25 protein-coding genes are annotated in these 25,533 nt (G+C 60.2%); 14 read left to right on the forward strand and 11 right to left on the reverse strand.

Features of this window, described 5'->3' with window-relative positions:
- Positions 1-301 precede the first annotated feature (301 nt).
- From JQ592_RS21495 to JQ592_RS21515, 5 genes are read left to right on the forward strand one after another with little or no spacing between them, the layout of a single operon-like run.
- A complete protein-coding gene (locus tag JQ592_RS21495; RefSeq protein ID WP_211404780.1) occupies positions 302-1,039 on the forward strand; it encodes an SDR family oxidoreductase in 738 nt (245 codons plus the stop codon).
- A 12-nt stretch (positions 1,040-1,051) separates the two neighbouring features.
- Positions 1,052-2,233, forward strand: coding sequence for an acyl-CoA dehydrogenase family protein (locus JQ592_RS21500; protein ID WP_211404781.1), 1,182 nt, complete (start codon positions 1,052-1,054; stop codon positions 2,231-2,233).
- Between the two features lie 21 nt (positions 2,234-2,254).
- Entirely contained in the window at positions 2,255-3,385 is a 1,131-nt protein-coding gene (locus JQ592_RS21505; RefSeq protein ID WP_211404782.1) for an acyl-CoA dehydrogenase family protein, read from the forward strand.
- A gap of 14 nt (positions 3,386-3,399) precedes the next feature.
- On the forward strand, positions 3,400-4,587 hold the full coding sequence (locus tag JQ592_RS21510; protein WP_211404783.1) for an acetyl-CoA C-acyltransferase: 1,188 nt from the start codon (positions 3,400-3,402) through the stop codon (positions 4,585-4,587).
- A 21-nt stretch (positions 4,588-4,608) separates the two neighbouring features.
- Complete coding sequence (locus tag JQ592_RS21515; RefSeq protein ID WP_211404784.1) at positions 4,609-5,622, forward strand: NAD(P)H-dependent flavin oxidoreductase; 1,014 nt, start codon at positions 4,609-4,611, stop codon at positions 5,620-5,622.
- Between the two features lie 180 nt (positions 5,623-5,802).
- On the opposite strand, the gene JQ592_RS21520 is transcribed toward JQ592_RS21515, so the two are convergent.
- Together JQ592_RS21520 and JQ592_RS21525 are read right to left on the reverse strand one after the other, a co-directional pair.
- Positions 5,803-6,099, reverse strand: coding sequence for a YciI family protein (locus tag JQ592_RS21520; protein ID WP_211404785.1), 297 nt, complete (start codon positions 6,097-6,099; stop codon positions 5,803-5,805).
- Positions 6,100-6,354: 255 nt separating this feature from the next.
- Positions 6,355-7,257, reverse strand: a complete 903-nt coding sequence (locus JQ592_RS21525; protein ID WP_211404786.1) for an SDR family NAD(P)-dependent oxidoreductase — start codon at positions 7,255-7,257, stop codon at positions 6,355-6,357.
- A 379-nt stretch (positions 7,258-7,636) separates the two neighbouring features.
- On the opposite strand from JQ592_RS21525, the gene JQ592_RS21530 reads away from it, so the two are divergent.
- The 4 genes from JQ592_RS21530 (at position 7,637) to JQ592_RS21545 (ending at position 11,422) form a co-directional block, all read left to right on the forward strand.
- On the forward strand, positions 7,637-8,635 hold the full coding sequence (locus JQ592_RS21530; protein ID WP_211404866.1) for a fumarylacetoacetate hydrolase family protein: 999 nt from the start codon (positions 7,637-7,639) through the stop codon (positions 8,633-8,635).
- A gap of 91 nt (positions 8,636-8,726) precedes the next feature.
- Positions 8,727-9,524, forward strand: coding sequence for an enoyl-CoA hydratase/isomerase family protein (locus JQ592_RS21535; RefSeq protein WP_246820576.1), 798 nt, complete (start codon positions 8,727-8,729; stop codon positions 9,522-9,524).
- Between the two features lies 1 nt (position 9,525).
- Positions 9,526-10,782 carry a CaiB/BaiF CoA transferase family protein gene (locus JQ592_RS21540; protein ID WP_211404787.1) on the forward strand — a complete coding sequence of 419 codons (1,257 nt, stop codon included), beginning with the start codon at positions 9,526-9,528 and terminating at the stop codon, positions 10,780-10,782.
- Between the two features lie 79 nt (positions 10,783-10,861).
- Entirely contained in the window at positions 10,862-11,422 is a 561-nt protein-coding gene (locus JQ592_RS21545; RefSeq protein ID WP_211404788.1) for a winged helix-turn-helix transcriptional regulator, read from the forward strand.
- Here JQ592_RS21545 and JQ592_RS38755 read toward each other — a convergent pair.
- From JQ592_RS38755 to JQ592_RS21565, 5 genes are all read right to left on the reverse strand, one after another.
- Positions 11,325-11,630 carry a hypothetical protein gene (locus tag JQ592_RS38755; RefSeq protein ID WP_349630484.1) on the reverse strand — a complete coding sequence of 102 codons (306 nt, stop codon included), beginning with the start codon at positions 11,628-11,630 and terminating at the stop codon, positions 11,325-11,327. The genes JQ592_RS21545 and JQ592_RS38755 overlap by 98 nt on opposite strands.
- Positions 11,569-12,117 (reverse strand): SMP-30/gluconolactonase/LRE family protein, encoded by a 549-nt coding sequence (locus tag JQ592_RS21550; protein WP_246820577.1) that lies wholly within the window; start codon positions 12,115-12,117, stop codon positions 11,569-11,571. Before JQ592_RS21550 ends, JQ592_RS38755 begins: the two co-directional genes overlap by 62 nt.
- Before the next feature lie 468 nt (positions 12,118-12,585).
- Positions 12,586-13,455, reverse strand: coding sequence for an FAD binding domain-containing protein (locus JQ592_RS21555; protein WP_211404789.1), 870 nt, complete (start codon positions 13,453-13,455; stop codon positions 12,586-12,588).
- Positions 13,455-15,824, reverse strand: coding sequence for a xanthine dehydrogenase family protein molybdopterin-binding subunit (locus JQ592_RS21560; RefSeq protein ID WP_211404790.1), 2,370 nt, complete (start codon positions 15,822-15,824; stop codon positions 13,455-13,457). Before JQ592_RS21560 ends, JQ592_RS21555 begins: the two co-directional genes overlap by 1 nt.
- The gene (locus JQ592_RS21565; RefSeq protein WP_211404791.1) at positions 15,821-16,312 is read right to left on the reverse strand and encodes a (2Fe-2S)-binding protein; all 492 of its coding nucleotides are present in this window, start codon (positions 16,310-16,312) and stop codon (positions 15,821-15,823) included. Before JQ592_RS21565 ends, JQ592_RS21560 begins: the two co-directional genes overlap by 4 nt.
- Positions 16,313-16,466: 154 nt before the next feature.
- On the opposite strand from JQ592_RS21565, the gene JQ592_RS21570 reads away from it, so the two are divergent.
- Positions 16,467-16,958, forward strand: coding sequence for a winged helix-turn-helix transcriptional regulator (locus JQ592_RS21570; RefSeq protein ID WP_211404792.1), 492 nt, complete (start codon positions 16,467-16,469; stop codon positions 16,956-16,958).
- A gap of 196 nt (positions 16,959-17,154) precedes the next feature.
- Here JQ592_RS21570 and grxD read toward each other — a convergent pair whose 3' ends face one another.
- Positions 17,155-17,484 (reverse strand): Grx4 family monothiol glutaredoxin, encoded by a 330-nt coding sequence (gene grxD / locus JQ592_RS21575; protein ID WP_211404793.1) that lies wholly within the window; start codon positions 17,482-17,484, stop codon positions 17,155-17,157.
- Between the two features lie 312 nt (positions 17,485-17,796).
- Between grxD and JQ592_RS21580 the strand changes: the two genes are divergently transcribed.
- Together JQ592_RS21580 and JQ592_RS21585 are read left to right on the forward strand one after the other, a co-directional pair.
- On the forward strand, positions 17,797-19,494 hold the full coding sequence (locus tag JQ592_RS21580; protein ID WP_211404794.1) for a long-chain-fatty-acid--CoA ligase: 1,698 nt from the start codon (positions 17,797-17,799) through the stop codon (positions 19,492-19,494).
- Positions 19,495-19,722: 228 nt separating this feature from the next.
- The gene (locus JQ592_RS21585; protein WP_211404795.1) at positions 19,723-20,181 is read left to right on the forward strand and encodes a winged helix-turn-helix transcriptional regulator; all 459 of its coding nucleotides are present in this window, start codon (positions 19,723-19,725) and stop codon (positions 20,179-20,181) included.
- A gap of 57 nt (positions 20,182-20,238) precedes the next feature.
- Here JQ592_RS21585 and JQ592_RS21590 read toward each other — a convergent pair whose 3' ends face one another.
- Together JQ592_RS21590 and JQ592_RS21595 are read right to left on the reverse strand one after the other, a co-directional pair.
- Positions 20,239-21,222: an NAD(P)H-binding protein gene (locus JQ592_RS21590; RefSeq protein WP_246820578.1), complete on the reverse strand. Its 984-nt coding sequence runs from the start codon at positions 21,220-21,222 to the stop codon at positions 20,239-20,241.
- 75 nt (positions 21,223-21,297) lie between these two features.
- Positions 21,298-22,239 (reverse strand): alpha/beta fold hydrolase, encoded by a 942-nt coding sequence (locus tag JQ592_RS21595; RefSeq protein ID WP_211404796.1) that lies wholly within the window; start codon positions 22,237-22,239, stop codon positions 21,298-21,300.
- A 219-nt stretch (positions 22,240-22,458) separates the two neighbouring features.
- On the opposite strand from JQ592_RS21595, the gene JQ592_RS21600 reads away from it, so the two are divergent.
- Entirely contained in the window at positions 22,459-23,127 is a 669-nt protein-coding gene (locus JQ592_RS21600; protein WP_211404797.1) for a TetR/AcrR family transcriptional regulator, read from the forward strand.
- Between the two features lie 7 nt (positions 23,128-23,134).
- Here the strand turns inward: JQ592_RS21600 and JQ592_RS21605 are convergent, their stop codons facing one another.
- Entirely contained in the window at positions 23,135-24,067 is a 933-nt protein-coding gene (locus JQ592_RS21605; RefSeq protein ID WP_211404798.1) for a LysR substrate-binding domain-containing protein, read from the reverse strand.
- Between the two features lie 428 nt (positions 24,068-24,495).
- On the opposite strand from JQ592_RS21605, the gene JQ592_RS21610 reads away from it, so the two are divergent.
- Complete coding sequence (locus JQ592_RS21610) at positions 24,496-25,452, forward strand: hypothetical protein (RefSeq protein WP_246820579.1); 957 nt, start codon at positions 24,496-24,498, stop codon at positions 25,450-25,452.
- Positions 25,453-25,533 lie beyond the last annotated feature (81 nt).

Below are 25,533 nucleotides of genomic sequence, written 5' to 3' on the forward strand. Positions count from 1 at the left end.
GGACAACGCTGACGTCCTTCAATTTTGGGCCGTGAGCGAGCTTACTTTGAATGAGCTGTCCTTGGATCGGGCTAGTGGCATCTTCTGTCGTGCTCGGCAGTCAGGCATATCCAGGTTCAGTTTGAGGTCGGAGCGTCGTTCGCCTTGCGAACTCGAAGCACCAACGTCAAATATCAATTGACGAGTTCTAAAAAAGAACGCTATGTACTTTCCATGAAGCCGCGAGCGCGTCGACGGACGTCGTTGGTAGGTTCACGGCAAAATCGTTCGCAAGCGACGTATAACCTCAGGGAGCACGCCCGTGCAGAAAAGAAACGCAACTGCGGCTGTCATCGGCGCCGGCGATTTCATCGGCGGCGAGATCGCCAAGAAGTTTGCCGCCGAAGGCTTCACGGTCTTCGCCGGCCGTCGTAACGGCGAAAAGCTGGCTCCGCTCGTCAAGGACATCGAGGCAGCCGGCGGAGAGATTCACGCCCGTTCGCTCGACGCTCGCAAGGAGGACGAGATCGTCTCCTTCCTGAACGATGCAGACAAGCATGCGCCGCTGGAAGTCTGCATCTTCAACATCGGCGCGAACGTCAACTTCCCGATTCTGGAAACCACTGAACGCGTTTTCCGCAAGGTCTGGGAAATGGCCTGCTATTCCGGCTTCCTGGCCGGCCGTGAGGCGGCCCGGCTCATGCTGCCGCGCGGGGGCGGCAACATCTTCTTTACCGGGGCGACCGCTTCGCTCCGCGGCGGCAGCGGTTATGCCGCCTTTGCAAGCGCCAAATTCGGTCTTCGCGCCGTCGCGCAAGCAATGGCCCGCGAGCTTGGCCCGAAGAATATCCACGTCGCGCATCTGATCATCGATTCCGGCGTGGATACCGAATGGGTTCGGCAGCGGCGGCTGGAGGCTCTCGGGCCAACCGCGCTGGATGATCCGGATGCGTTGATGCCGCCGTCCTCCGTTGCTGCATCCTATTGGCAACTCTACCAGCAGCCGAAAAGCGCATGGACGTTCGAGCTGGAGATTCGTCCTTTCGGCGAGAAGTGGTGAGGAGCAAATAGCATGGAGCTGGCGCTTTCTCCAGAGGATGCCGCATTTCGGGACGAAGTGCGCTCCTTCATCGCGGAAAACTACCCTGCGGAAATGCGCGTCCCGAATCCGGAGACCGACCTAACCAAGGAGCAATCGCTGCTTTGGCATCGCATTCTGCACAAGAAGGGCTGGATCGCGCCTCTCTGGCCCAAGGAGTACGGCGGGCCCGGCTGGTCGATTACGCGCCGCTTCATCTTCGAACAGGAGACCAGCCGCGCCGGCACGCTGCCGCCCTTGGCATTCAGCGTCACAATGGTTGGGCCCGTCATCTACACGTTCGGCAATGAGGCCCAGAAGAAGAAGTTTCTTCCGCGTATTCTGTCGGGCGAGGACTGGTGGTGCCAGGGCTATTCGGAGCCGGGCTCCGGCTCGGACCTGGCAACCGTCCGCACCAAGGCCGTGCGCGACGGCGATCACTATATCGTCAACGGCCACAAGACCTGGACGACGCTCGCCCAGCATGCGGATTGGATCTTCTGCCTGGTGCGGACCGATCCGAATGCGAAGCCGCAATCCGGCATCTCCTTCCTGTTGATCGACATGAAGTCGCCGGGCGTCACCGTGCGGCCGATCATCACCATTGACGGAAGCCACGAGGTCAACGACGTTTTTCTGGAGAACGTCCGTGTCCCGGTCGAAAACCTGATCGGCGAAGAAAACAAGGGTTGGACCTACGCCAAGTTCCTGCTCGGCAACGAACGAACCAGCATGGCCGGCATCGGCCGGTCAACGCGCTACATCAACAAACTGAAGAAAATCGTAGAGGCCGAGGTTGCGCCCGACGATCCCACGCATCTCGACTTCCAGCGCGAGATCGCCCTCGTCGAGCTCGACGTACTGGCGCTCGAAGCGACCGAGTTGCGCGTGGTGGCTCAGATGGCGCGCGGCATCGACCCTGGACCCGCCGCATCCCTGTTCAAGATCCGCGGCACCGAGATCTTTCAGAAGATCACCGAACTGACCCACCGCGCGATCGGCAATTACGGGCTCGCGCTGCGAGAGCAACCGGTCAGCGCCAACCACTTCATGCCTGGCTCCGAATACGGGCACACCGCGTCGGAAAAGTACCTGAATTCCCGCAAGCTCAGCATCTACGGCGGGTCGAACGAGATTCAGCGCAACATCATCGCAAAAGCGGTGCTTGGTCTCTAGTCAGAGTATCGAGAGGGTCGGATGGACATTCAGTTTACGGAAGAGCAGGAACTGCTGCGATCCAGTATCCAGCGCCTGCTGCGCGATCAGTATGATTTCGAGGCGCGCCGCAAGATCGTCGCTGACGAGCAAGGGTTCAGCCGTAGGCAATGGGAGGCGTTTGCCGAACTCGGCCTGCTGGCGGCGCCGTTTACGGAGGATGCTGGCGGCCTCGGCGGCGGCCCGCTGTCGACCATGATCATCGCGCATGAATTCGGGCGCCATCTCGTCGTCGAGCCGTTCGTCGAGACGGTGGTGTTGGCCGGCGGCTTGATCGAACGGCTAGGCGATGCTGCGCAGAAGCAGGGCTTCATCCCCGATATCATCGACGGCAAGAAGATCTGGACGTTGGCCTGGACGGAGAAGGGAGGCCGGTTCGATCTCGCAGATGTGACGACCACCGCGCGGCGTGAGGGCGAGGACTATCTCCTGAGCGGCGGAAAGTCGGCAGTGATTGCGGCGCCCTGGGCCGACTACCTTGTCGTTTCCGCGCGCACCTCGGGTAGCCGAAGGGACCCCGGTGGCGTTGGTCTGTTTGTGGTCGACCGCCGCACGGCCGGTGTCGATCTGCAGAGTTTCAAGACCATCGACGGCCGTCGCGCCGCCGAGATCAGTCTGCGCAATGTCCGCGGGCAGCTGCTCGGCAAGGAAGGCGAGGGCGTGGCAGCGCTGGAGGCCTGCCGCGACCGCGCCATCGGTGCGCTCTGCGCGGAGGCCGTTGGTGCGATGGGCGAGCTAAACTCCGCCACATTGGAATACTCCAAGACCCGCAAGCAGTTCGGCACCACCATCGGTTCATTTCAGGTGCTGCAGCATCGGATGGTCGACATGTTCATCGCCCATCAGGAGGCGCTCTCCCTGATGCAGCATCTCAATCTCAGCATCAGCGGCGGTGAGTCCGGGCTCTCGCGGCTCGCCTCCGGCGCCAAGACAAAGATCGGCTATGCGGCCAAGTTCGTCGCCGACCAGGCTGTGCAGCTGCATGGCGGCATGGGCATGACCGACGAACTCAATGTCGGTCACTACTTCAAGCGCATCTCTTCCATCAACATCCAGTTCGGCGACCCCGCGTTCCACGTCCTGCGCTATGCACGATTTGGCGCGGCCGCCTGAGAAAAGAGGCAAATATGACGACTGAAGCAGTAATCGTTTCCACCGCCCGTACCGCGGTCGGCAAGGCCTACCGTGGATCCCTCAACAATACGGAGGGGCCGACCATGGCCGGTCACGTCATGGCCGAGGCGGTGAAGCGCGCCGGCATCGCTCCCGCAGAGGTCGAAGACGTGGTGATGGGCTGCGCCATGCAGCAAGGCACCATGGTGATGAACGTGGCCCGCAAGGGGGCGATCCGCGCGGGCATGCCGGTGACTGTCGCCGGGACGACGATTGATCGGCAATGCGCCTCAGGCCTGCAGGCGATCGCCGTGGCGGCACGTTCCGTGATGCTTGATGGCGTTGACATCGCGATCGGCGGCGGCATCGAATCGATCAGCCTGGTGCAGAACGAGCACATGAACAAGTTTCACATGGTCGACGATGAGTTGATGGCCATGAAGCCGGACATCTACATATCGATGCTTGAGACGGCAGAGACGGTCGCCGAGCGCTACAAGATCGGCCGCGACAAGCAGGATGAATACAGCCTCGAGAGCCAGCGCCGCGTCGGAGCTGCGCTGCAGAGCGGCCGGTTCGACGAGGAGATCGTTCCGATCACCACGAAAATGGCGCTCGTCAACAAGGAGACCAAGCAGGTCTCTTATGAACAGGTGACCCTCACCAGGGACGAAGGCCCTCGTCCCGATACGACCGCCGAAGGCCTCGCCAAGATCAAGCCGGTGTTCGAGGGCAAAACCATCAGTGCAGGCAATGCGAGCCAGCTTTCTGACGGTGCATCGGCGTGCGTGATCATGAGCGATAAGATCGCGGCCAAGAAGGGGCTCAAACCGCTTGGTATCTTCCGTGGCTTCGTTGCCGCGGGCGTCGAGCCGGACGAGATGGGAATTGGCCCGGTCGTGGCGATCCCCCGCCTGCTGAAGCGTCACAACCTGAAGATCGATGACATCGATCTCTGGGAACTCAACGAGGCTTATGCCGTCCAGGTGATCTATTGCCGCGACAAGCTCGGCATCGACCCGAACAAGCTCAACGTCAATGGGGGCTCGATTGCGATCGGTCACCCCTATGGCATGACCGGCGCGCGCCTCACGGGCCACCTTCTGATCGAGGGACGGCGTCGGAAGGCAAAGTATGGCGTCGTGACCATGTGCATCGGCGGCGGCATGGGCGCGGCTGGCCTTTTCGAAATCATCCATTGAACGGAACTGCGGGAGATCATCGTGAAGACAGCGATTACTGAACTGTTCGGTATCCAACATCCGATTATCCAGGGCGGTATGCACTATGTCGGGTTCGCCGAACTCGCAGCCGCAGTGTCGAACGCCGGCGGCCTTGGCCTCATTACCGGCCTCACGCAGAAGACTCCCGAGCTGCTGGCCAAGGAGATCGCGCGCTGTCGCGACATGACGGACAAGCCGTTCGGCGTCAATCTCACCTTCCTGCCCAGCTTCACCGCGCCGCCCTATCCGGAGTATATCGCGGCGATCAAGGAGGGGGGCGTTAAGGCGGTCGAGACCGCCGGCCGTAGCCCCGAAGAGTACATGCCGGCGCTGAAGGCTGCCGGCATCAAGGTGATCCATAAATGCACCTCGGTGCGGCATTCGCTGAAGGCCGAGAAGATCGGCTGCGACGCGGTCAGTGTCGATGGCTTCGAGTGCGGCGGTCATCCCGGCGAGGACGACATTCCCAATATGATCCTGCTGCCTCGTGCGGCCGACGAGCTCAAGATCCCATTCGTCGCGTCGGGCGGCATGGCGGATGCGCGCAGCCTCGTCGCGGCTCTCTCCATGGGGGCGGCGGGCATGAACATGGGCACCCGCTTCGTCGCCACCAAGGAGGCGCCGGTACATGACAACGTGAAGCAAGCACTGGTCAAGGCGACCGAGCTCGACACCGCTCTCGTCATGCGCGCGCTCCGCAACACCGAGCGCGTGTTGAAGAACAAGGGTGTCAGCGAGCTGATCGAGATCGAGCGCGAGAAGGGCGCGAGCCTGAAGATCGAGGATATTCTCGACCAGGTTGCCGGCGTCTATCCAAAGGTGATGTTGGAAGGCGACATGGATGCCGGGGCCTGGAGCTGCGGAATGGTGGTAGGGCTGATCAACGATATTCCCACCGTCAAGGAATTGATCGATCGCATCATGGATGGCGCCGAACGCATCATCCGGCAGCGGCTGACGGGCTTCCTCGACGGTGTGAGCGCGGGTTCCGTCCCGGCACGCGCGATCGCCTGACGCTTCTGAGGAAGTAAAGGGCTAGAGTAGATGGACAGGACGCTCAATATCGTGAGCGTCCTGTCACCTTTTATCTTATTCCATGTTCTTCCGTCACGCCGATCGTTGAAAGACGCGCAAGCCTGAGAGACAAACTCGGATGCGCTGGGCACTTGACCCTAGAGGTGACGGACGCGGGGTTTACCCCCGAGCCGCTAAATGACGCATCGGATAGTGCTCGTAGTGGCCGGCGCCGTTCTTCACGATGGGATCCTGTGAGGTAATTGCTTCAATGTTCTCATCGTCGGCGATCTGGTAGAGCGAGACGCCGTAACCGCCACTCGGATCCATGACGGGGCCGTGCGCGACTACTATTCCTTTGGCGAGCAGATCGTCCAGGAACGCTCCATGCTGCTTCATCCACTTTGCTTCGTCGGGCGTCATCGTCGTTATGAAGTCGGCCCGCGGCGGAATGAACTTGCAGAGGTAAGCCTTCATGTCTGGACTCCAAGCTTAGAGGCAGTGGTGACACGCCCATCGATCTGCCGACCGTTGCCCGTATCGGGGCTTGGTCGTGTCGCGACTATCAAATTATAAGTCGCTATATAAGATATATAAACCTCGGATTTGAGGAGACGATCAGATTTTCAGGGTCGGTTTCGCATGCCGGAACTGACCTGGAGCGCCCGTTTGCGCTGTTATGCATCGCCGATGACGCACCGCGAAGGCCTCGTAATCTTGACGCGGTTTCGCCTAACCTCCTGTCATATAAAAGCCCGCATGGCGCAGAACGAAATCGTAAACGCTAAGCGGTGGCTTGCCGGTGATCTTCTCGACATCCGATGTCAACCTGTCGTATCGATTCTGCTGTTTGAGAAGAGCCATTGTCGCGAGATGGGAGAGCACATGGGTAGGCAATCTTCCGCTATCCTCCAACTGCTTTCGCCAAGGTTCCCAGGGAACGTTGACATAAGTGATCGGACTCCCGAGCGCCTTCGAGAACTCTTCGGCAACTCCGTTCATGTCCTGTGACCGGGGTCCCGTCAGTTCATAAACCTTGCCGATATGCGGGCCAGGGTCTTCGAGGATGGTTGCGATCACGCGCGCAACATCTTCACTCGCGATCGGCGAGGTCTTCCCGTTTCCGAACGGCAAACGAATTTGTCCATGGTCGCGGATGGAGCTCGCGGATAGTCGAAGGAAAAAGGTGTCCAAGAATGCCGTGGGGCGGACATGTACGACGGGTAGTCCGGACCAATTCAGCGCCTGTTCTGCGAGCCAGTGCAGCTTTTGCTGCGGGCTGTCGGTCGTCGAATTAATGCTCATCTGCGATACGGTCATCTGAGAGATGTTCACGAATGCGCTCACCTTGTGGTGTTTCGCGACGGCCGCAGCGTTGACGGTCGCCTCCAGATATGAAGGTGAAACGGCCATACCGAAGTAGACCCGCTCGCAACCTTCCATCGCTCGATGCATCGCATGCAGGTCGAGAAGATCGCCAACGACGATCTCAACCCCTAAGTTCGCCAGCTTGGCCGATCGAGCGTCCTCGCTGCGGACGAGGGCTCGTACCTTCGAGCCCCGTTCGACCAGCAGCTTGCATGCAACATGGCCAATGGTTCCGGCGGCGCCGGTGATCAAGATGGGGGACTGCATGTTTACTCCTCGCGAGGGACGTGCCGTGGCGGGCATCGGCAGCGAGCCAATTAGGGGCATATCAGACAAAATCTATACCTTGGGCACGCAGGGTAGGCAACGACCTGTCCAATGCTCCCAGCGGAGCTCCGTCGCGCTCAAAAGCTCGATCTGCCACGACCAGCCACAGCGACCGCGCAGTATTGGCCGACGCTCCTGCACCCCTGAACCGACGCTGCCGGTGGCTTGGTTCTCGCGTCGCTCCGTTCATCGTGATGCGGGGGCAAGCATGGCGATGGTCGGCCACAAGCCGCTGATCCACCTGTGGTGTGACTTGCAAAATAAAAGTTATTGGATATGCTCCGGCCAACAAGGAAAACTCAAATCAGGGGAGGGGCCGTTGAAGTTGGCCACTTATCGATCGAATGGTCGAAGCAAGGTCGCGCTGGTTCATGCCGGGGACACACGTTTGTTCGATCTGGCATCCGCGTCCGAGCGAGCCGGCAAGCCAAATCCGGCCTTCAACTCGATGCTCGATCTCATCGACGACTGCGAGGCTTCACTGGATGCAGCGTCGGCTCTGCTCAGTCGATATGGGCAGGATCAGGATCTGTCGTCCGATGTCGACGCATCAGAGCTTCTTGCTCCCCTGCCGGAGCCGCGTCAAATGCGCGACGGCATGTCCTTTCCGGTGCATATCGTTCAAGCTCCGATCGGGCACCTCAAATTCCAGGCGCGAAAGGCCGGCGACACCGTTGAGCTCACCCGCCTCCAGGCGGCGCCTCTGCCTGAATTGCCGGAAGTCTATCGCAAGCAACCGATCTACTACATCACGAACCGCTTCAGCGTCGGAGGCCCCAACACCACCGTGAGATGGCCCCGCTATAGCCAAGTGATGGACTACGAGTTGGAGTTCGGCATCGTCACCAAGAACAGGGGCGCGAATATCTCCGCAACGAAGGCGCGCGATCACATATTCGGGTTCACGATCTTCAATGATTTTTCCGCGCGCGATGCGCAGCGGCTGGAGATGGAAGGAAGACTTGGGCCTGCCAAAGGCAAGAGCTTCGACGGCGGCAACGTGCTCGGGCCCTGGATTGTGACGCCGGATGAAATAGGCGATCCCTACAAGCTCACCATGGAAGCGCGCGTCAATGGCGAGACCCGTTCGCGAGGCACGAGCGAAGGCATGCTGTTCTCGTTCGAAGAAATCATCGCGCACGTGACACGGGACGAGACGTTGATGCCGGGTGAGTTCATCGGCTCGGGTACTGTCGGCAATGGCTGTGGTCTCGAGCTCGGGTGGTACCTCGAGCATTCGGATACGATCGAGCTCGAAGTCGAGAAGATCGGAGTTTTGAGAAATAAAATCGTACGTCAGGATCTGCCGGCAAGTTGAGGCTTGCACAATGCAAGTCGTGATGTGACTATCCTTTGCACGAAGAATAGAGAGCCGTTTCGGAGCGGCGTCGAGGACCAGGGAGGCGGCTTTGTCTGAAGAGGCATTGGTGACGCGCGACGAGCGCGGAAATATCTCGGTATTGACCATGGTCTACCGGCCGTACAATTTGCTCGGCCCCAAGTTCCTCAGTGCGATCGTTCAGCAGGTCGAAGCGGCTCAGAAGGCCGGAAGCCGTGCGATCGTCATCCGCAGCGGGTTGCGCCATTTCTCTGCCGGAGCGGATCTGGATATTTTCGAGACGCAGGTCGTGGCCGACGATCCCGAACGGAGCGGCGCGAATATGCGGCGAACGAACGTCGAATTCCTGCGCTTCATGGAGCTGTTGCCGATTCCGCTCATTGCGAGCATCCACGGCGTCTGCCTAGGCGGCGGGCTCGAGCTTGCGCTTTCCTGTGACTACATCATCGCGGCTAGTTCGGCAAAGATCGGCTCGGTCGAGGCGACGCTGGGGCTGCATCCGTTGCTGGGTGGGATCCAGCGTCAGGTGCAGCGGATCGGCGCACAGCGTGCCAAGGAAATGTCGATGCTGGCGCGCCGCTACGACGCTCCGACTCTGGAGAAATGGGGGCTGATCAATCTGACGGTGCCGGAGGAATCCCTGGAGACTGCGACGATGGCGATCGCGGAGGAGTTCGCGCAGGGACCCACGGTCGCGCATGCCGCCACCAAGGAGCTCGCCTATATCGCGGTCAATGAGGGCGTTGCGGCCGCCGACGAAGCCATGGCGAGAGTGCAGGCGCCGATATGGGCCTCCGAGGATCTGAAGACCGGTCTTGCGTCCTATCGCAAGAACGGTCCCGGTCTCGCAAAGTTCGCGGGGCGCTGACATGAGCGGTCCCCTCAGTGGAATTCGAGTCGTGGATTTCTCCCGCGTCCTGGCAGGCCCTCTGTGCGCGAGGACGCTGCAGGATCTCGGCGCCGAGGTCATCAAGATCGAGCCGCCAAGCCCCGATGTAAGCCGGTTCGCGTTTCCCTCGACCGATGGGATGTCAGGCTATTACGCGCAGCAGAATGCCGGCAAGCACAACGTCAGCATCAATCTCAACCTGCCGGGCGCCTATGAACTGGTCCTCAAGCTTTGTGACACGGCGGATGTCGTGGTCGAGAATTTCCGCGCCGGTACGCTGAATTTCTTCGGGCTCGACTACGATACGCTATCCAAGCGAAACCCGAAATTGATCTACGCCTCCATCACCGGCTATGGGCAGGGCGGCCCCTGGCGCAGCCGGATGGCGTATGCGCCGACCGTGCAGGCCGAGGCCGGCTTCACTTATAACAGTATTCGTCACTACGGCGAGGCGTTGTCCGAGCCGCGCACCGACAGCCTCTCGCATGCGGACGTCTACACCGGATTGCAGGGAGTGATCGCGATCCTCGCGGCTCTCAACAGCCGGCAGAAGACCGGGCAGGGCCAGTACGTAGACATTGCCATGGCGGCGACGCTGCTGGCGGTCAACGAACGAGCTCACGTCGATCTGTCCGACGAAGACATCGGCGCGGAGCCGGCGGTGCTGGGGGCGACCGACTGCTCGTTCTTCATCGGGCCGCAAGGCGAGGAGTTCACCGTCGCAACGAGCATCGTCGGCAGCCTGACATTTCCGTCTTGGCTGCGAGCGATGCGCCGCGTCGATCTGCTCGGGGATCCGCGGTTCGCGACTGCGGCGGCACGCCGGTTGAACTTCGGCCTGCTGCATCAGATCATCCAGTCCTGGATACTGACATTCCCGGACATGGCGACGCTGGATGCACAGTTCGACGAAGCCAAAATCGCGATGGGCGAAATCCGCTCCATCAAGGAGCTCGCTTCGTCAGAGTGGAGCGACTACTGGGGGGCGGTCCAACGGGTTCCTGATCGAAGCGGCGGGGAATACCGGTTGCCGGGCAGGCCGTGGCGTTTCTCAGTCGACGAACTGTCGCCGATCGGAGTACCGGCCTTTCAGGGAGAGCACAACTTTGCGGTTTTCGGCGAACTCGGCATCAGCGAAGAGGAGTTGAAGCGATTGAGCGAAGCAGGGGTTCTGGTTTCCCATAGGCGTGCCTCGGAGCTGGTGGCGACGAAAGACGAGCCCGGGCAGGCAGCCTGAGGAATAGACGCGGAAAGCTGGTCTGGACATACACGAATCCCGCTCGATCTGGTATGGGCTGGGTTTGGAGATGAAAACTATGTCCAGTGCGAAGCAAAGCCGGCTCGCCAACAAAGAGTGCTCCGTTGCGCGAGCGATGGGACTTGTTGGGGATCGCTGGTCTATCCTGATCCTGCGTGAGGCGTACTACGGTGTGAAGCGCTTTGACGAGTTCGAGCTGTACGTCGGAATCGCTCCCAACATTCTGAGCGCCAGGCTGAAAAAGCTCGTGAGCGCCGGCATTATGAGGCGAGTCCCTTTGCCCGAACATTCAAGACGGTATGAGTATGTTCTGACCGAAAAGGGCCGAGATTTCTTTCCAGCCTATCTCGCGTTGAAGAAATGGGGTGACGACTGGCTTGCAGACTCGGCGGGACCGCAGGTCGTGTTTCGCGACCGCACAGCGGGACATCCCATAAAGTATCCCGAGATCAGACGGTCGGACGGCGAACCTTTGCGGCTCGAAGATGTCGAGGTCGTCGCCGGCGCCGGCGCTGTTCCGTTCAATCGGATGCGATTCGGCGGTACGTCACGGAGTGGTCGTAAAACCGCAGGACCGATGCGGTCTCGAGAGAAAAGCGCGAGTAGAAGTCGCCAATAGCAGGCTCAGAATGAGCCGAACGAGAACCTGTGTTCCGGTATGCCTTGGGCGACTCCGTGGATGGCAAGCAAATGACCAGCCTGCGTCTCAATGCTAAGACGACCTGGATCCAGAAACTTTCTGCCCGTCGTGACAGCGTCTTGAGGTCATCGCCGCCGAAACACAGACAGGTCGGATTGGTAACGGGCAGCGGGATGATGGTGTCGATCCGCCCGTCCGGCCGGTAGCGAACTACCCGGCCGCCCCGAAAAGAAAGCCGTCCATAGCCCGCCGTCGACGTCGACGCATGCGCCGTCAGGTCTCTCCCTTGACGCGCTGTAATCTGCAAGCAAGCGCCTGCTACTGATCATGCCGTCCTCGAGATCGAAGTCGAAAGTCCAGGTGCAGTATCGCCGCGTGTCGGTGAAATAGAGCGTGCGATTGTCGGGCGAGAATGCAATTCCATTCGTCACGACGACGTCGTTGAAAAGGCGCATCACCTCACCGTCTCCGGTCACACGGTAGAGGGAGCCGTTCGGACGGTGCAGCTGGTTGTCCATGGTGCCAATCCACAGGCGGCCGCGGGCGTCGACGCGGCCGTCATTGAGGCGGTTGTCCAAGCCGCTTTCGACTATGACCTGACGTGAGTGATCGCGGACCAAATGGTGGAGTGCTAGATCGCGCGCCAGCAGATGCGAGAGGTGCTGGAGCTCCATGCGGCGGCGATCGTTGCGCGCAAGGCCAGGTTGCGGATCATCCCAGCGCCTCGAGGCTCGCTATTCGGTCGCGAGTACAGCAGGCGCACGCGAGTCATACTCAGTCCGCGAATTGAGTATAATGTCACTTGAGTGCTGTGTTGGACTCCGCCGATCTTTCTAATGCACGTTTTGCGGGCGTGTGCACGGATCGGGCGCGCTATCGTGTTCGGATGGTGTGCCGCGATGCATGCTGCAGGGACGCTGCGTCAAGGAGAGGCGTCCCTCGAGTTCAGATCCGTTCGAGCAGGCGCGGATCTAGCTAAACGTAGTCCGATGACATCTTAACGACTCGCCGCCGAAGGTGGTGGCGCGGTGGCTGTTTACGGAAAAGCGGCGGCATAGAAGTAGGGGTGTCGCCGGCGCGGGTGCCGCGCCGTTCAACGGAAGGCGTTTGGCGGTACTTGTTGAGCCGCAACGGGACCTTGACTATCGCTCTTCGTCCCAATGGGAAAGCGCAACTAGAGCTCGTCCGAGCTCGACCCGGATCAAGTCCGCGCGGTATTCCGCTGGCGCGTAGCGGTCCGAGAGACATTCAGTGTTCTCACTGAGCATTCTCGCGGCTTCGTCGATGTTGTCTCGCGAGAGAGCCTTCCCGGTCAGAAGTTCGGACGCTGCCTTGCCCACGAAGGCGTGGTTCGCTGCACCGGTGATGCCGATGGAAACGTCGTTGACGATACCGTCCTGCATTCGCACCCCTACCGCGACTCCCACGACCGCAAATCCGCTCGCCGGATGCCGGATCTTCCGATAGGTGTAACGCGCGCCGAGTTTCGGCCTTGGGATGCGGATAGCGGCAAGAACTTCGTCAGGCTTCAGGGCTGTGGTGAAGATATCGAGGAAAAAGTCTTCGGCCCGTAAGGTTCGGCGTCCGGCTGCGCCGGCGATCTCGATTTCCGCCCGCAGCGCCAAAACGACGGCTGGCCAGTCTGCCGCCGGATCGGCATTCGCGAGCGAACCGCCGATCGTGCCGCGGTTGCGTACCTGGGGATCAGCGAGAACACTGGCGGCGGTCCGGAAGACCGGGAATATTTGATTCAGCGGTTCGGAAGCGAACAGCTCGGCATGGGTCGTGAGCGCGCCGATCTTGACATGGGTTTCGCCGATCTCGATCCCCTTGATCTCGCTGATGCCTCGGATATCGATCAGAAGTTCGGGCGAGGCCAGCCGTAACTTCAGCGCTGGAAGCAGGGTGTGGCCGCCGGCCAGGAGCTTCGCTCCGTCGGGATTGTCGCGCAACAGCTCGATCGCCTGGGAGAGGGAAGACGCGCGGACATAATCGAATGCAGCGGGGATCATCAGGCGGCTCCTGCGCGTGCGTTGCGTACTGCGGCCCAGATCCGCGGGGGCGTGAGAGGCATGTCGAGATGTTTGATGCCGAATGGCGACAACGCATCGAGCACGGCGTGGACCATACAGGGCGGAGCAGCGATCGAGCCGCTCTCACCGATCCCCTTCACGCCGATTGGATTGGTGGGGGACGGCGTTTCCTGGAACAAGGATCGAATGTTCGGGACATGCTCCGCGCGGGGAACAGCATAGTCGAGCAGCGAACCGGTCAGGAGCTGTCCGTTCTCGGGGTCGTAGTTGACTTCTTCATAAAGGGCTTGAGCGATGCCCTGCACGACGCCGCCATGGATTTGGCCGGCCGCGAGAAGCGGGTTGATCAACGTCCCGACATCGTCCACCGCGACATAGTCGAGAATGTCGACCGTTCCAATTTGGGGATCGACCTCGACATAGGCGAGGTGGACGCCTGACGGCGCGCCCATGCCGGTAGGATCATAAAAAACCGTCTCGTCGAGGCCGGGGGCTACTCCGTCGGGCAGCTTATGGCCGACATATGCCATGCGCGCCACCTTGGCAAAGGTCAGCGGCGCGATATCGGTGCCGGGTACGGTGAATGCGCCCGCCGAATAGGAGACATCGTTTTCGTCCACCTCCAACATGCCCGCGGCGATCTTCTTGGCCTTGGCGATGACCTGGTGGGCAGACACGTGAACGCTCGATCCGCCGACGGCCATGGAGCGTGAGTTGAACGTGCCGTGTCCGGCTTGCACCTGGCGCGTGTCACCCTGAACGATTTCGATATCCTCTATCGGAATTTGCAGAATGTCCGCGGCGATTTGCGAGAGCGACGTGGCATGGCCTTGCCCCTGGCTCATTGAGCCGGAGTAAACAGTGGCCCGGCCGCTGGAATCAATGCTGACGCGAGCGCTCTCCCAGCCTCCGCGGTTGAACCCGCCGGGAGCCAAGCGGCGTGATGGAGCCATGCCGCACATATGGGTGTAGGCAGCGACTCCAATGCCGCGGTAGACACCGCTGCCGCGCAAGCGCTCGCATTCTTCGCGGCGTCCTTTGTAATCGAATGCCGCCAGCGCCTTGTCCAGCAATGCCTGATAATCGCCGCTGTCGTACATCACGCCGGTGCTGCCATACGGCCGGTAAGGGAAATCCGATGGATGAAGCAAGTTCTTTCGCCGGACGTCCACCTGATCGAGATTGAGATGACGCGCCACGGCATCGATGGCGCGCTCCGCGATGTAAGCTCCTTCGGGCCGGCCATAGCCGCGGTAGGCGTCTACTGGCACCGTATTGGTGACGACGACCCGGGAAAATGCTTCGTAATTGTCGATCTTGTAGGTCCCGGTTCCGAAATTGACCGTGTTCACGGTCGGGCCGCCGGTCGCCATATTGGATAGATACGCTCCGACATTCCCAAGCGTGCTGACCTTGAGGCCCAGGATCCTGCCATCGTTCTTGAAAGCGACCTCGATATCCTCGGTATGGGCGCGGCCGTGGCTGGTCGATTGATGGCTCTCCGAGCGAGTCTCCCACCACTTCACCGGTACGTTCATTTCGCGAGCGAGATAAGGGCAGAGCAGATCTTCGGGGTACAGATGCATCTTGGCACCGAAGCCACCCCCGATATCGGGCGCGACCACGCGCAATTGATGTTCGGGAATGCCGACCGTCTCCGCGATCCAGCGCCGGTGCATATGAGGAACCTGGCTGCCGATATAAACCGTGAGCGTGCCGTCGGGCTCTGGTGCGGCGATGACCGCGCGCGTCTCCATGCAAGTCGGAATCAAGCGGTTATTGATGACGCGGAGACTGATGACCTGATCCGCTTCATCATTTGCCTTGGCGTAATCCCCTCCCTTGACCTTATAGAGGGTCGTGACGTTGCCAGGTACGTTTTCGTGAAGCTGCGGCGCGCCCGCCTGGACGGCGGCCGCCTCGTCGGTCACCGCGGGCAGCACCTCGTAATCGACCTCGATCAGCCCGACTGCATCGTAGGCCTGTGCCAGCGTCTCCGCCACCACCAGCGCCACGCATTCTCCGACAAAGCGAACGCGGCCGATCGCGATCACCGGGCGGACCGGCACCTTGCTTCCCGGAATAATCCAGTTGGGCACGATAGGACCGATCCTGTCGCCAAGCGCCTCGCCAGAAAGAACCAGTCGGACTCCGGGCGCCGCTTTCGCATGCGATAGATCGATGCTGCTGATCGTGGCGTGCGCGTGTGGCGATCGGAGTATCGCCATGTGCAGCATGCCCGGCAATTTGATGTCGTCGACGTAGCGGCCCCTGCCGGCGAGCAGCTTGCGGTCCTCGCGTCGCCTCAGCGGCTGGCCGATGAGTCGTTTTCCGGTCGAAATGGTCATGCCACGTTCCCCTTCGATGCGAGGCTTTCGACGGCGCGCACGATGTTATGATAGCCAGTGCACCGACAGATATTTCCGGCAAGACCGTGCCGTATCTCGCGCTCGCTAGGGTGGGCGTTTTCTTTCAACAGATTCCGCACGCTCATGACCATGCCTGGCGTGCAGAAGCCGCATTGAAGCGCGTGGTGATCTTGAAACGCCGCCTGAACCCGGTCGAGATCGCCGCCGCCGGCAGTCACGCCCTCGATCGTCGTGATGGAGGAGCCGTCAGCCATGACGGCGAGAACGGTGCAAGATTTCACTGCCTGTCCATCGATCTCGACGGTACAGGCGCCGCATTGAGAAGTGTCGCATCCGACATGAGTGCCGGTGAGGCCGAGATCCTCCCGGATGAGATGGACAAGCAATCTGCGCGCCTCGACGGTCACCGTCCTGCGCGAACCATTGACCTCGATCGTCACTTCATGCGGAACGGCTTGAACCGGCATAATTCCTCCCGAGGTCCTGTTTGATTGCTTTACTTGTAGTCACTCTAATAATAATAGTGACTGCCGGCAAGCGATTTTTGCCGCCGCCTCGCGATTTCGGATGCGGCTCCTCTGCCGGGTACCTTCGTGTAGTGCTTGAACGGGCCAATGACGGATGCGATTGAAAAGCTTTGAAGGAATGGCGTGTTCGATCGCCGGCGTACTGGACGCCGTCGGGGACCGTTGGGCCTTTTTGATCCTACGTGACCTCTCGTTGGGGATAAGCAGGTACGAGGATCTGAAGAAGTCGAGCGGTATTACCCATGCCACGCTGTCTGATCGGCTAAAACATCTCGAACGAAACGGATTGATCGAGCGTCGTCTCTATCAGACCGGACCCGATCGTTATGAGTATGTCCTGTCCGTGCGAGGCTGGGACGTGGTTCTCGTAATTCAGGCACTCGCTCAGGTCGGCGACAAATGGGAAGTGACGGGCAGCGCCGGACCTCCACTCGAATTCATCAACAGGAACGGGGGAAGCCGGGTGAAGCTGGCGATTGTTGATGAAGACACCGGTGCGACGATCCGCTTGAGGGATGTTCGGCCCAAAGCCGGCCCAGGCGCCGACGACCTGGTGAGATGGCGCATATCCAAAGTCGCACGATAGCGACCCGGCAGGCTTGTGGTCCTGGGGCGGACGCTGGGCGGTCGATCGCCAGCGAGAGGGCGAGCTACGTTCTTGTGAGGCATACTGCCACCCGACGCATGGGCTGTCAGCTATCCCAGAGCTGACGGCCGTGCCGTCATCATGACAAATGCGAGGGCCCGCCAAGCAGGCGGGCCTCAGTGTTGTTGCGACAAGCTCAGGACGAGTGCGCGACTTGGTGCTCTTCCGACAGCAACTGTTGCAATTCGCCCGACTGGAACATTTCCGTGACGATGTCACAGCCGCCAACGAATTCGCCGCGCACGTAGAGTTGAGGAATCGTCGGCCAGTCCGAATACGCCTTGATTCCCTGCCGCAATTCATTGGACTGGTAGATGTCGTGCGATTTGTACGTCACGCCCAGATGATCGAGGATCCGAACAACTTGCGCCGAGAATCCGCAGGCCGGAGAACTCGGCGAGCCCTTCATGAATAGCACGACTTCGTTTGCATTGACCTCGCTGCTTATAAACTCCGCGATCGTCATCCGTCTCTCCTGCCGTCTGTCAGTCCCAAGTCTGATATAATTCGCGTGAGAACGAAAGGCCGCCCTGGCGGACGCGCCCCTTGCGATCATCGTGGCGCGGTCAGCCGCGCGCGATCTCTCGCGAACCCGGCTCGGCTTTCCGAAACGAGCAGGGATGTCACTTGAATTTTAATAGAAAGTCAATACTGAAAAGGAACTCGGGCGTTGGGTTTCCCACGGCTAATATCGTCGTTCGGACAACCGAGGCTGTGGCGCATTCGGCGGACAGATCGAGGCCATAACGGCGGCCCATTACTAAGGGGGGAGTAAAACGTGGAACGTTTTTGGCTGGAGAATTATCCCGAGGGCGTGCCGGCGGATATCGACGCCGATCAATTTCCGTCATTGATCGAAATGTTCGAGGAGAGCTTTGCGAAATTTGGAGATCGTGAAGCGGCCATCTGCATGGACAAGGCAATCACTTACCGCGCGCTCGACGAGAGGTCGGCTGCAATCGGCGCTTACCTGCAGAGCAAGGGCCTGGCAAAGGGCAGTCGGGTTGCGGTGATGATGCCGAACGTTCTGCAGAACCCGATCGCTGGCGCGGCAGCCTTGCGCGCTGGCTGCACGGTTGTGAACGTGAATCCTCTCTACACCCCTCGAGAACTCGAGCATCAGTTGAACGATTCGGGCGCGGAGGCGATCTTCATCCTCGAAAATTTCGCTGCGACCTTGGAAAAGGTGCTGCCGAGAACGAACGTCAAACACATCGTCATCTGCTCGATTGGCGAGTTACTCGGTCCAAAGGGGATTCTCGTAAACTTTGTCGTGCGCAATGTGAAGAAGATGGTCCCTGCCTATGCGCTGCCGGGTGCCGTCTCGTTCAAGGATGCCCTATCGGCGGGCCGGAAGATGAAATTGAGAAGACCTGATATCGGTCCGGACGACGTTGCCTTCCTGCAATACACGGGGGGCACCACCGGCGTCTCGAAAGGAGCGACCTTGCTCCATCGCAATATGGTGGCCAACGTTCTTCAAATTCATGCCTGGAGCGAGCCGGCCTTCCGCAGTGTTCCCGCAGGCGAACCTTTGCTGACGGTCTGCGCGCTGCCGCTGTATCATATCTTCGCGCTTACCGTTTGCTTCTTGTTCTCCGTGCGGATCGGTGGCGCCAATCTTCTGATCGTCAACCCGCGGGATATCAATGGATTCGTCAAGGAGCTCCGCAAATACAAGATTCACAGTTTTCCGGCCGTCAACACGCTGTTCAACGGCCTCTTACGCCATCCCGATTTCAAGAACGTAGATTTTTCGCAGCTGCGGATGGCGATCGGCGGAGGAATGGCGACCCAAAAGGCTGTCGCGGACAAGTGGCTTGCGGTGACGGGCTGTGTCCTTTCCGAAGGCTACGGACTTTCCGAGACGTCACCGACGCTGTCGGCCACGTTGCCGACCATGACGGAGTTTTCCGGCACGATCGGTTTGCCGGTTCCATCGACCTATATCTCGATCCGCGACGATGAAGGAAACGAAGTCCCGATCGGAGAACCCGGCGAGATCTGTGGAAAAGGCCCACAGGTGATGGCCGGCTACTGGAATAGGCCCGATGAGACCGCCCGGGTCATGACCCCTGACGGGTTCTTCCGAACGGGTGACATCGGTGTCATGTCGGCGGACGGGTTCACTAAGATCGTGGACCGCAAGAAGGACATGATCATCGTTTCGGGCTTCAATGTGTATCCCAACGAAGTGGAAGCGGTCATCTCGAGCCACCCGGGGGTGCTGGAGTGTGCCGCAATCGGCGTGCCCGACGCGAAATCCACCGAGGCGGTGAAAGTCTTTGTTGTTCGTGCCGACCCCCAGCTGACGGCGGAGGAGCTCGTCAGTTTTGCCGGGACGCAGTTGACGCCGTACAAGGTTCCAAAGCTGATCGAGTTCAGGACAGAACTTCCCAAGAGCAATGTCGGGAAGGTCTTGCGCCGCGAGCTGAGGAGTGAGGCGCAAGCAAGCGGCGGGTCGCAGCCTCCATAAGAGCACGCGCGAAGAATCTCACGGCGCCACAAAGAGGAAGACCGATCGATGGGCGCGGTCGGTGTCGCAGGCGCCTGGTTTGCAACGATGCACATGGGACCGTGCCAGCGAACCTAGTCGCGCGGGACGCGGGCCCGCAGATCGTGGCTCTCGGCACATCGGCGCAGTTTCAATTCTGGGAATATTGACTATATTTAGACAAGGTAAGGATTCTCGGACCCCATTTGGATGGCAAGAAACAGCCTCGACGTAACGTGTCCGGTAGCCCGAACGCTCGACATCGTCGGCGCGCGGTGGACGCTGCTCATCATCAGGGACTTGCTTCCCGGCACCATGCGCTTTCAGGATCTTCAGGAGCGCCTGCCCCGCATGGCTCCCAATGTGCTCTCCGATCGCTTGAAGATACTTGAGGAACACGGCCTCGTGCGCCGCGAGTTCTACAGCGATCACCCTCCCAGAGCTGCCTACACCCTGACGGATCCAGGCCGCGAGCTCGGCGTCATCGTATTGGCGCTCGGTCGATGGGGTCTGCGGCACCTCGGCGGGAAATTGAGTCCCGGCCTGCAGCACGATGAGTGCCTCCGCCACCTGCAGCAAGCCTCCGAGTCCTTGATTCGCCGCCCGGTGCAACGGGTGAAATCCGCAGGCAAGTCGGCGGCGAAGGGAGCGAGAGTTGCCAGGAACTGAGCCACGAGCCACCCTGCAAGTGGCCCGGGATGTAGCTTTGGAAGGAATTCGTCGCGATCAGGCTTTTCCACGGGCGTCGAGGAGCCGGGGTGATCGCTCCAAGGCCCATCTAAAGCACTTCGGAGCGCGTCCCAGCAGATGTTCGAGTTCGCCGGTGACGGCCTCGTACCGTCCACTCGCCGCCAGGCGGGTGATAGTCCTCAGGTGCTCCGCGGTGTGCGGGACGCGAGTTGCCAGTGCGCCATTGATGTAAGCCTCGATCCAGGCGTTCAGATCCTGAGGAACGTAGGAGACGGGTCTTCCCAACGCCGTAGCGTAATCCTCGGCGAAGCCCTGCATGTCCTTCGCCTCCGGGCCGGTGAGCTCGTAGGTCTTCGATACGTGCGCCGACGGATTGATCAAGATCTTGGTGCAGATCTCCGCGACGTCGTACGCGGCAATCGGGGCGATCTTGTGCTTGCCGAAGGGGAGATGGAGCTCGCCTGCGCTCAACAACTGCTTGAGCGGAAACCAGGCAAGGATAGGGTTTTCAACGAACATCGTAGCCCGGATATTGACGACCGGCAGGCCGGACCAATTCAGAGCCTGTTCGGAGGTCCAATGGGCTCTCTGCTGCGGCGACCAGTCGGTGACGAGGCCTCCTAACCACTCCCGCCGCGCCTCATAAGGGGCCGTCATCCGCGTGAAGTCCATATAGGACTGCTCGAACTCTGAAATATTGAGAAAGACCTCGAGGTCTCCTTGTGCGCGCGCGGCGGCTGCCATCAAGATCGTGGCATCGGTGTAATTGGGATTCAAGCTCATGCTGAAGTAGACCCGGCGGCAGCCTTTCAGCGCGGCGGCGACGTCAGCGACGTTGAGGAGATCTCCCACAAATACGTCGGCGCCCAGCCGTCGAAGAGCTTGCGCCCTCTCGTCGTCTTTACGTACGAAGGCACGCACCGAATGCTTCTTCTCGATGAGCATATTGATCATCGTCTTGCTGATGGAGCCTACATCTCCGCCGGCGCCAGTAATCAAGATGGGGTGCTGTTTGGACATCGGCGCTTCCTTGGAGGATGTGACTGGGACGTTTTTCGAACGGAAGGGTGGGCCGCGCGGCGCGCTTCGAGCCCATCAGCTCTTGAGGAAAGGCAAAATGTGGTCCAAGACCGCATCGGGCTTCTCGAGATGCAGGAAATGGCCGACGCCGGGCATGACCACGCGTTCGAAGCCCTTCGTGAACGCTGCAGCCATATCGTCGCTAAGCCGCGCTGACATGCAGCCGTCCTCCTCCCCGTGCAGATAGAGGGCTGGGACGGCAATCGGGCCGTTGGCGCGAGCTTCGAGGGCCTGCGCTTCCGCTTCGGGTGGCGGGGTGAACAATTGCCGGTAGTAGGAGAGCGTCTGGGGCACGACTCCGGGCTGTCTGAACGTTTCGATCAACGCGCTGCGATCCGAAGCCGGCATCTTGTAGCCGGGCGACCACTCCCGCCAAAGCCGATCGAGGAAGGCGAAGTCGTTGAGCTGAACGGCCGGCTCGGCAAAACGCGTATGGAAGAAGAACATGTACCAGCTTCGTCGCTGTTGATCGCCGTCGGCCAGGAACGCCTGCGACAAGCCTTTCCCATAGGGGACCGCCAGTCCTACAAGCTTGCGGATCCGCGATGCATCGAGACTTGCCGCGGAATAGGCCGCTCTGGCTCCGAAATCGTGACCGATGACATAGGCCTGTTCGGCGCCCAAAGCTTCGATGAGGGCGAGGACGTCCTGCCCAATTGCCGCGGCACGGTAGGATCCGTCGGGTGCAGCGCCACCGGCCCAAAATCCGCGCAGCGCCGGAGCAATGCCCCGATATCCCTCCTGCGCGAGACGGCCCAAGACATGAACCCAGCTTTGCGCGTGATCGGGAAAACCGTGCAAGCATAGCACCAGGGGGCCGTCGCCGACTTCAAGGACCGGAAACTCCAGCCCGTTGGCCCGAACAACCCGCTTGCGGATTTCCCTCGGCTCAAACTTTTGGCCCGTCTGCACCGGAGCACCGGGACGGTCGGGTGAAGGCGCAGCAGTCCTTGTCATGGCCAGATCCTCGCAAATTCTGGATGATGCGTATCATCCAGGGGCGGAGGTATGTAATTCATTGTTGAATAGGCGTGGCAGCAGCTTTGCCATGTTGGGCTGTATTAGGGTGCAGTACGATGAACTGGAGTCGCGATTGACCGGCGAACGGGCCCACACGGGCGCGAGGATTTGGTCGCGAATTTCGATCGGCCAATCGCTCGTTGACGGCGAGACATTATGCGCTACGAGAAGGGTCATAGGGCCGGAACGTCGGCTCGTATCGTCGAATGCGCTTCGGCTCGGATCCGCGAGCGGGGACTCGAAAGCGTCAAGGTTGCCAGGCTCATGAAGTCTGCCGGTCTGACGCACGGCGGCTTCTATCTCCATTTCAAATCTCGTCGTGATCTGATCGAAAGAGCTTTCGCCAGAGCCATGGACGGATCGGTGGAGCGATGGCGGAAGGCGGCCGATCGCTCGGGTCCGGGCGAACGCCTTTTGAGCATCGTCGACTACTACCTCGCGGACCGACACCGTGACGATATCGCGAACGGTTGCGCTCTTCCCTCGCTCGGGGCCGAGGTCCCCCGGGCCGGCGTCGGCATCAAAAGGACGTTCTCAAATGGCCTGAGGGAGATGATCGACGTGCTGTCGGAGGACGTGAACGGCCCGTCGAAGCGAGACGCGATCGCCATCGTATCCGAGATCGTCGGTGCGTTGCTGCTGGCGCGAGCGGCCGATCATCCGGAGTTTGCATCGGAAATAATGAGCGTGGCTCGCGAGTATGTCCTGGGCCATGATCCGCAGGTCCCTGGAATCGCGAAAGCGCCGCGAAAATCCTCGATACGGACCAAGCGCCCGAGTTCGAAGCGGCCCCAGAGGCGCGAAAAATTCAAGCCTCGGGCGTGAAAAGATATTAGATACCCAACTTTCTAGCCTCAGTCTCCAAGGCCTTAGCCACGACCTTCAGCCATTTGTGGACGGCCTTGATCTTCTCGGACGAGCCGTCGACCTTCCGATGGGTGAAGTAGAAGTCCCTTAGCGCCATGCTCTTCGAGCCCCATTGCGCCATGACCGTCAAGGCGCCGCTGCTCACCAGCGGCGCGATCAGAGGAAAAGGCGCCAGCACGACGCCCATTGACGACCTGGCCATCTGTATCGCCGTCAAAAGGCTATCGCCGACGAGGTCCGGTTCCTTGGTGGCGACCCGCGGCTCGTACTCCTCGAACCATCTTTGCCAGAGGTCCGGCGCCGTGGCGAACTTTATCAACGGCAGTTTCGTCAGGTCTTTCGGTTGCTGAATTGGGGCGAAGCGATCCAATAGCTTCGGGTCCGCGCATGGGGCAGCGCGCGACCTGAGCAGCCTGTGATAGGTCAGGCTGCCGAAAGGAGGCTCGCCGAATTGGACCGCGGCATCGATGTTGTCTCTCTCGAAATCGGCCAGTGTATTCTTGGCCTCTAGTCTCAAATCAAGCCCCGGATTGTCGAGGCGGAATCTCTCGAGGTGAGGAAGCGCAGCAAGCATCGCGAACGTAGGGGTTACACTAACCCGGACGATAGGGCCGCGCTTTCTATCCTCCAGGAGGTCGCTTGCCCGAAATAGCTCGTTGAAAGCGCTCAGGACGGCGCTGGCATAGATTGCTCCGTTTTCAGTGAGCTCGATACTCCGGCCGTTGCGCTGAACCAGTTGGATCCCGAAATGTGCTTCGAGCGTACGAATTTGATGCGTGATCGCGGACGGCGTGAGATTCAGGCTTTCGGAGGCAAGTTTCACGCTGCCTGACCGTGCGAGAGCTTCGAATGCGCGCAGGCTCGCCAATGGGGGAAGGGCTGATGGTGCATTCGACATTTTGTCGTGAGCCTGGTTCAACGATCCGCAATCGAATTCAATTGTGTTCCGCCTGTTTTGCTGGCCAGCTTAGCGGAAGCGAGCGACGCTCCATAGCGCAATTTAGGCTTCTATCAGAGCGACGTCGGAAGAATGCCTGTGCACGCCGCTAACCCGCGCAGCGAATAGGGAGGGGGAAGGACGAACGTCCCCTAGAGGCGCGCTCGACTACAGAAGCCGTGACGAAGATCGGGCGCCCGGCGGATGATCTGTCTCAACGGAGATCTGCCGCCGCTTTCGATCCACCATCGCCGGCCGCCTGAGGATCCGAGTCTGGCGCTCGACGCAAATGAGCTGTCCTCCTTCACGCGAGGCGGGAATCCTGGGTGGAGCGGCTCAAAGTCCCTCGGAAGTGAACGTCGACCATACGATCTAGCTTGGAGGAACGCATGTCCGCAAACAAATCAGATCTCCTTCAAAATCTGTCCCGAATGGTGGTCGCGGCGGTTATCGGCATAGTCGGAGCCTCGGTTGCGAGTGAAGCTCGATTGCAGATCGCGATTCCATCTGGATCGCCGTTTCCGGAAAGTCTGGCAGCGACAACGGATGGAACGCTCTTCGCCAGCAGCTTGACTAACGGCGGGATCACGCGCGCAAAGCCCGGCGCCTCCGAGGCCGAAGTCTGGATCAAGCCCGGGACATTCGATACGCGATCGACGTTCGGCGTTCTCGCCGACGAGAAATCAGGGCTTCTTTGGGTCTGTTCGAACGACGCCACCCCGCTTGGCGTCAAAGGCCCAAACACGATCGAAGGCTCGTTCGTTAAGGGGTTTGACCTCAAGACCGGAGAGGGAAAAATCAGCGCCCAACTGCCCGCGAAGCCCTCGATCTGTAACGATCTCGCGATTGGGCCGGACGGCGCGCTCTACGTCACGAATACTCTGCAGCCACAGATCCTCCGCTTGAAGAAGGGATCTTCCGAGCTTGACGTCTGGGTCCAGGACGACAAGCTGAAGGGTGGCCTTGATGGGGTTGCGTTCGGAACGGACGGAGCTTTGTACGTCAACACTTTCCAAAGCGGTGAACTCTTCCGCATCGAAGCTAAATCGGGAGTCGCCGGCGCCGTCACGAAGCTTGAAACATCACGCCCAATCAAGTTTCCGGACGGTCTTAGGGCAGAGAAGACCGGATTCGTGATGGTTGAAGGAGCCGGTCCGCTTTCGAAAGTCACGATCGTCGGGGATCGGGCCCAAATCGACACGATCAAGGAATTCGCCGGACCGACAGGCGTCGCGCGCGTCGGCGATAAGCTTTGGGTAGCGGAAGGTCAGATCGGCTATCTCATGGATCCTTCAAAGAAGGGTCAGATGCCGACCTTCCAGTTGCGTTCGATCGACGCTCCCTGACCAACACGTGCCCCCGGAGTTCTCTGGCGGGGTGGCAGTAGAAGCCTGACCTACGGCGGTCGTCCATCGATTGAACTCGCT

It is taken from the genome of Bradyrhizobium iriomotense, assembly GCF_018129405.1.
GTDB lineage: Bacteria > Pseudomonadota > Alphaproteobacteria > Rhizobiales > Xanthobacteraceae > Bradyrhizobium > Bradyrhizobium iriomotense_B.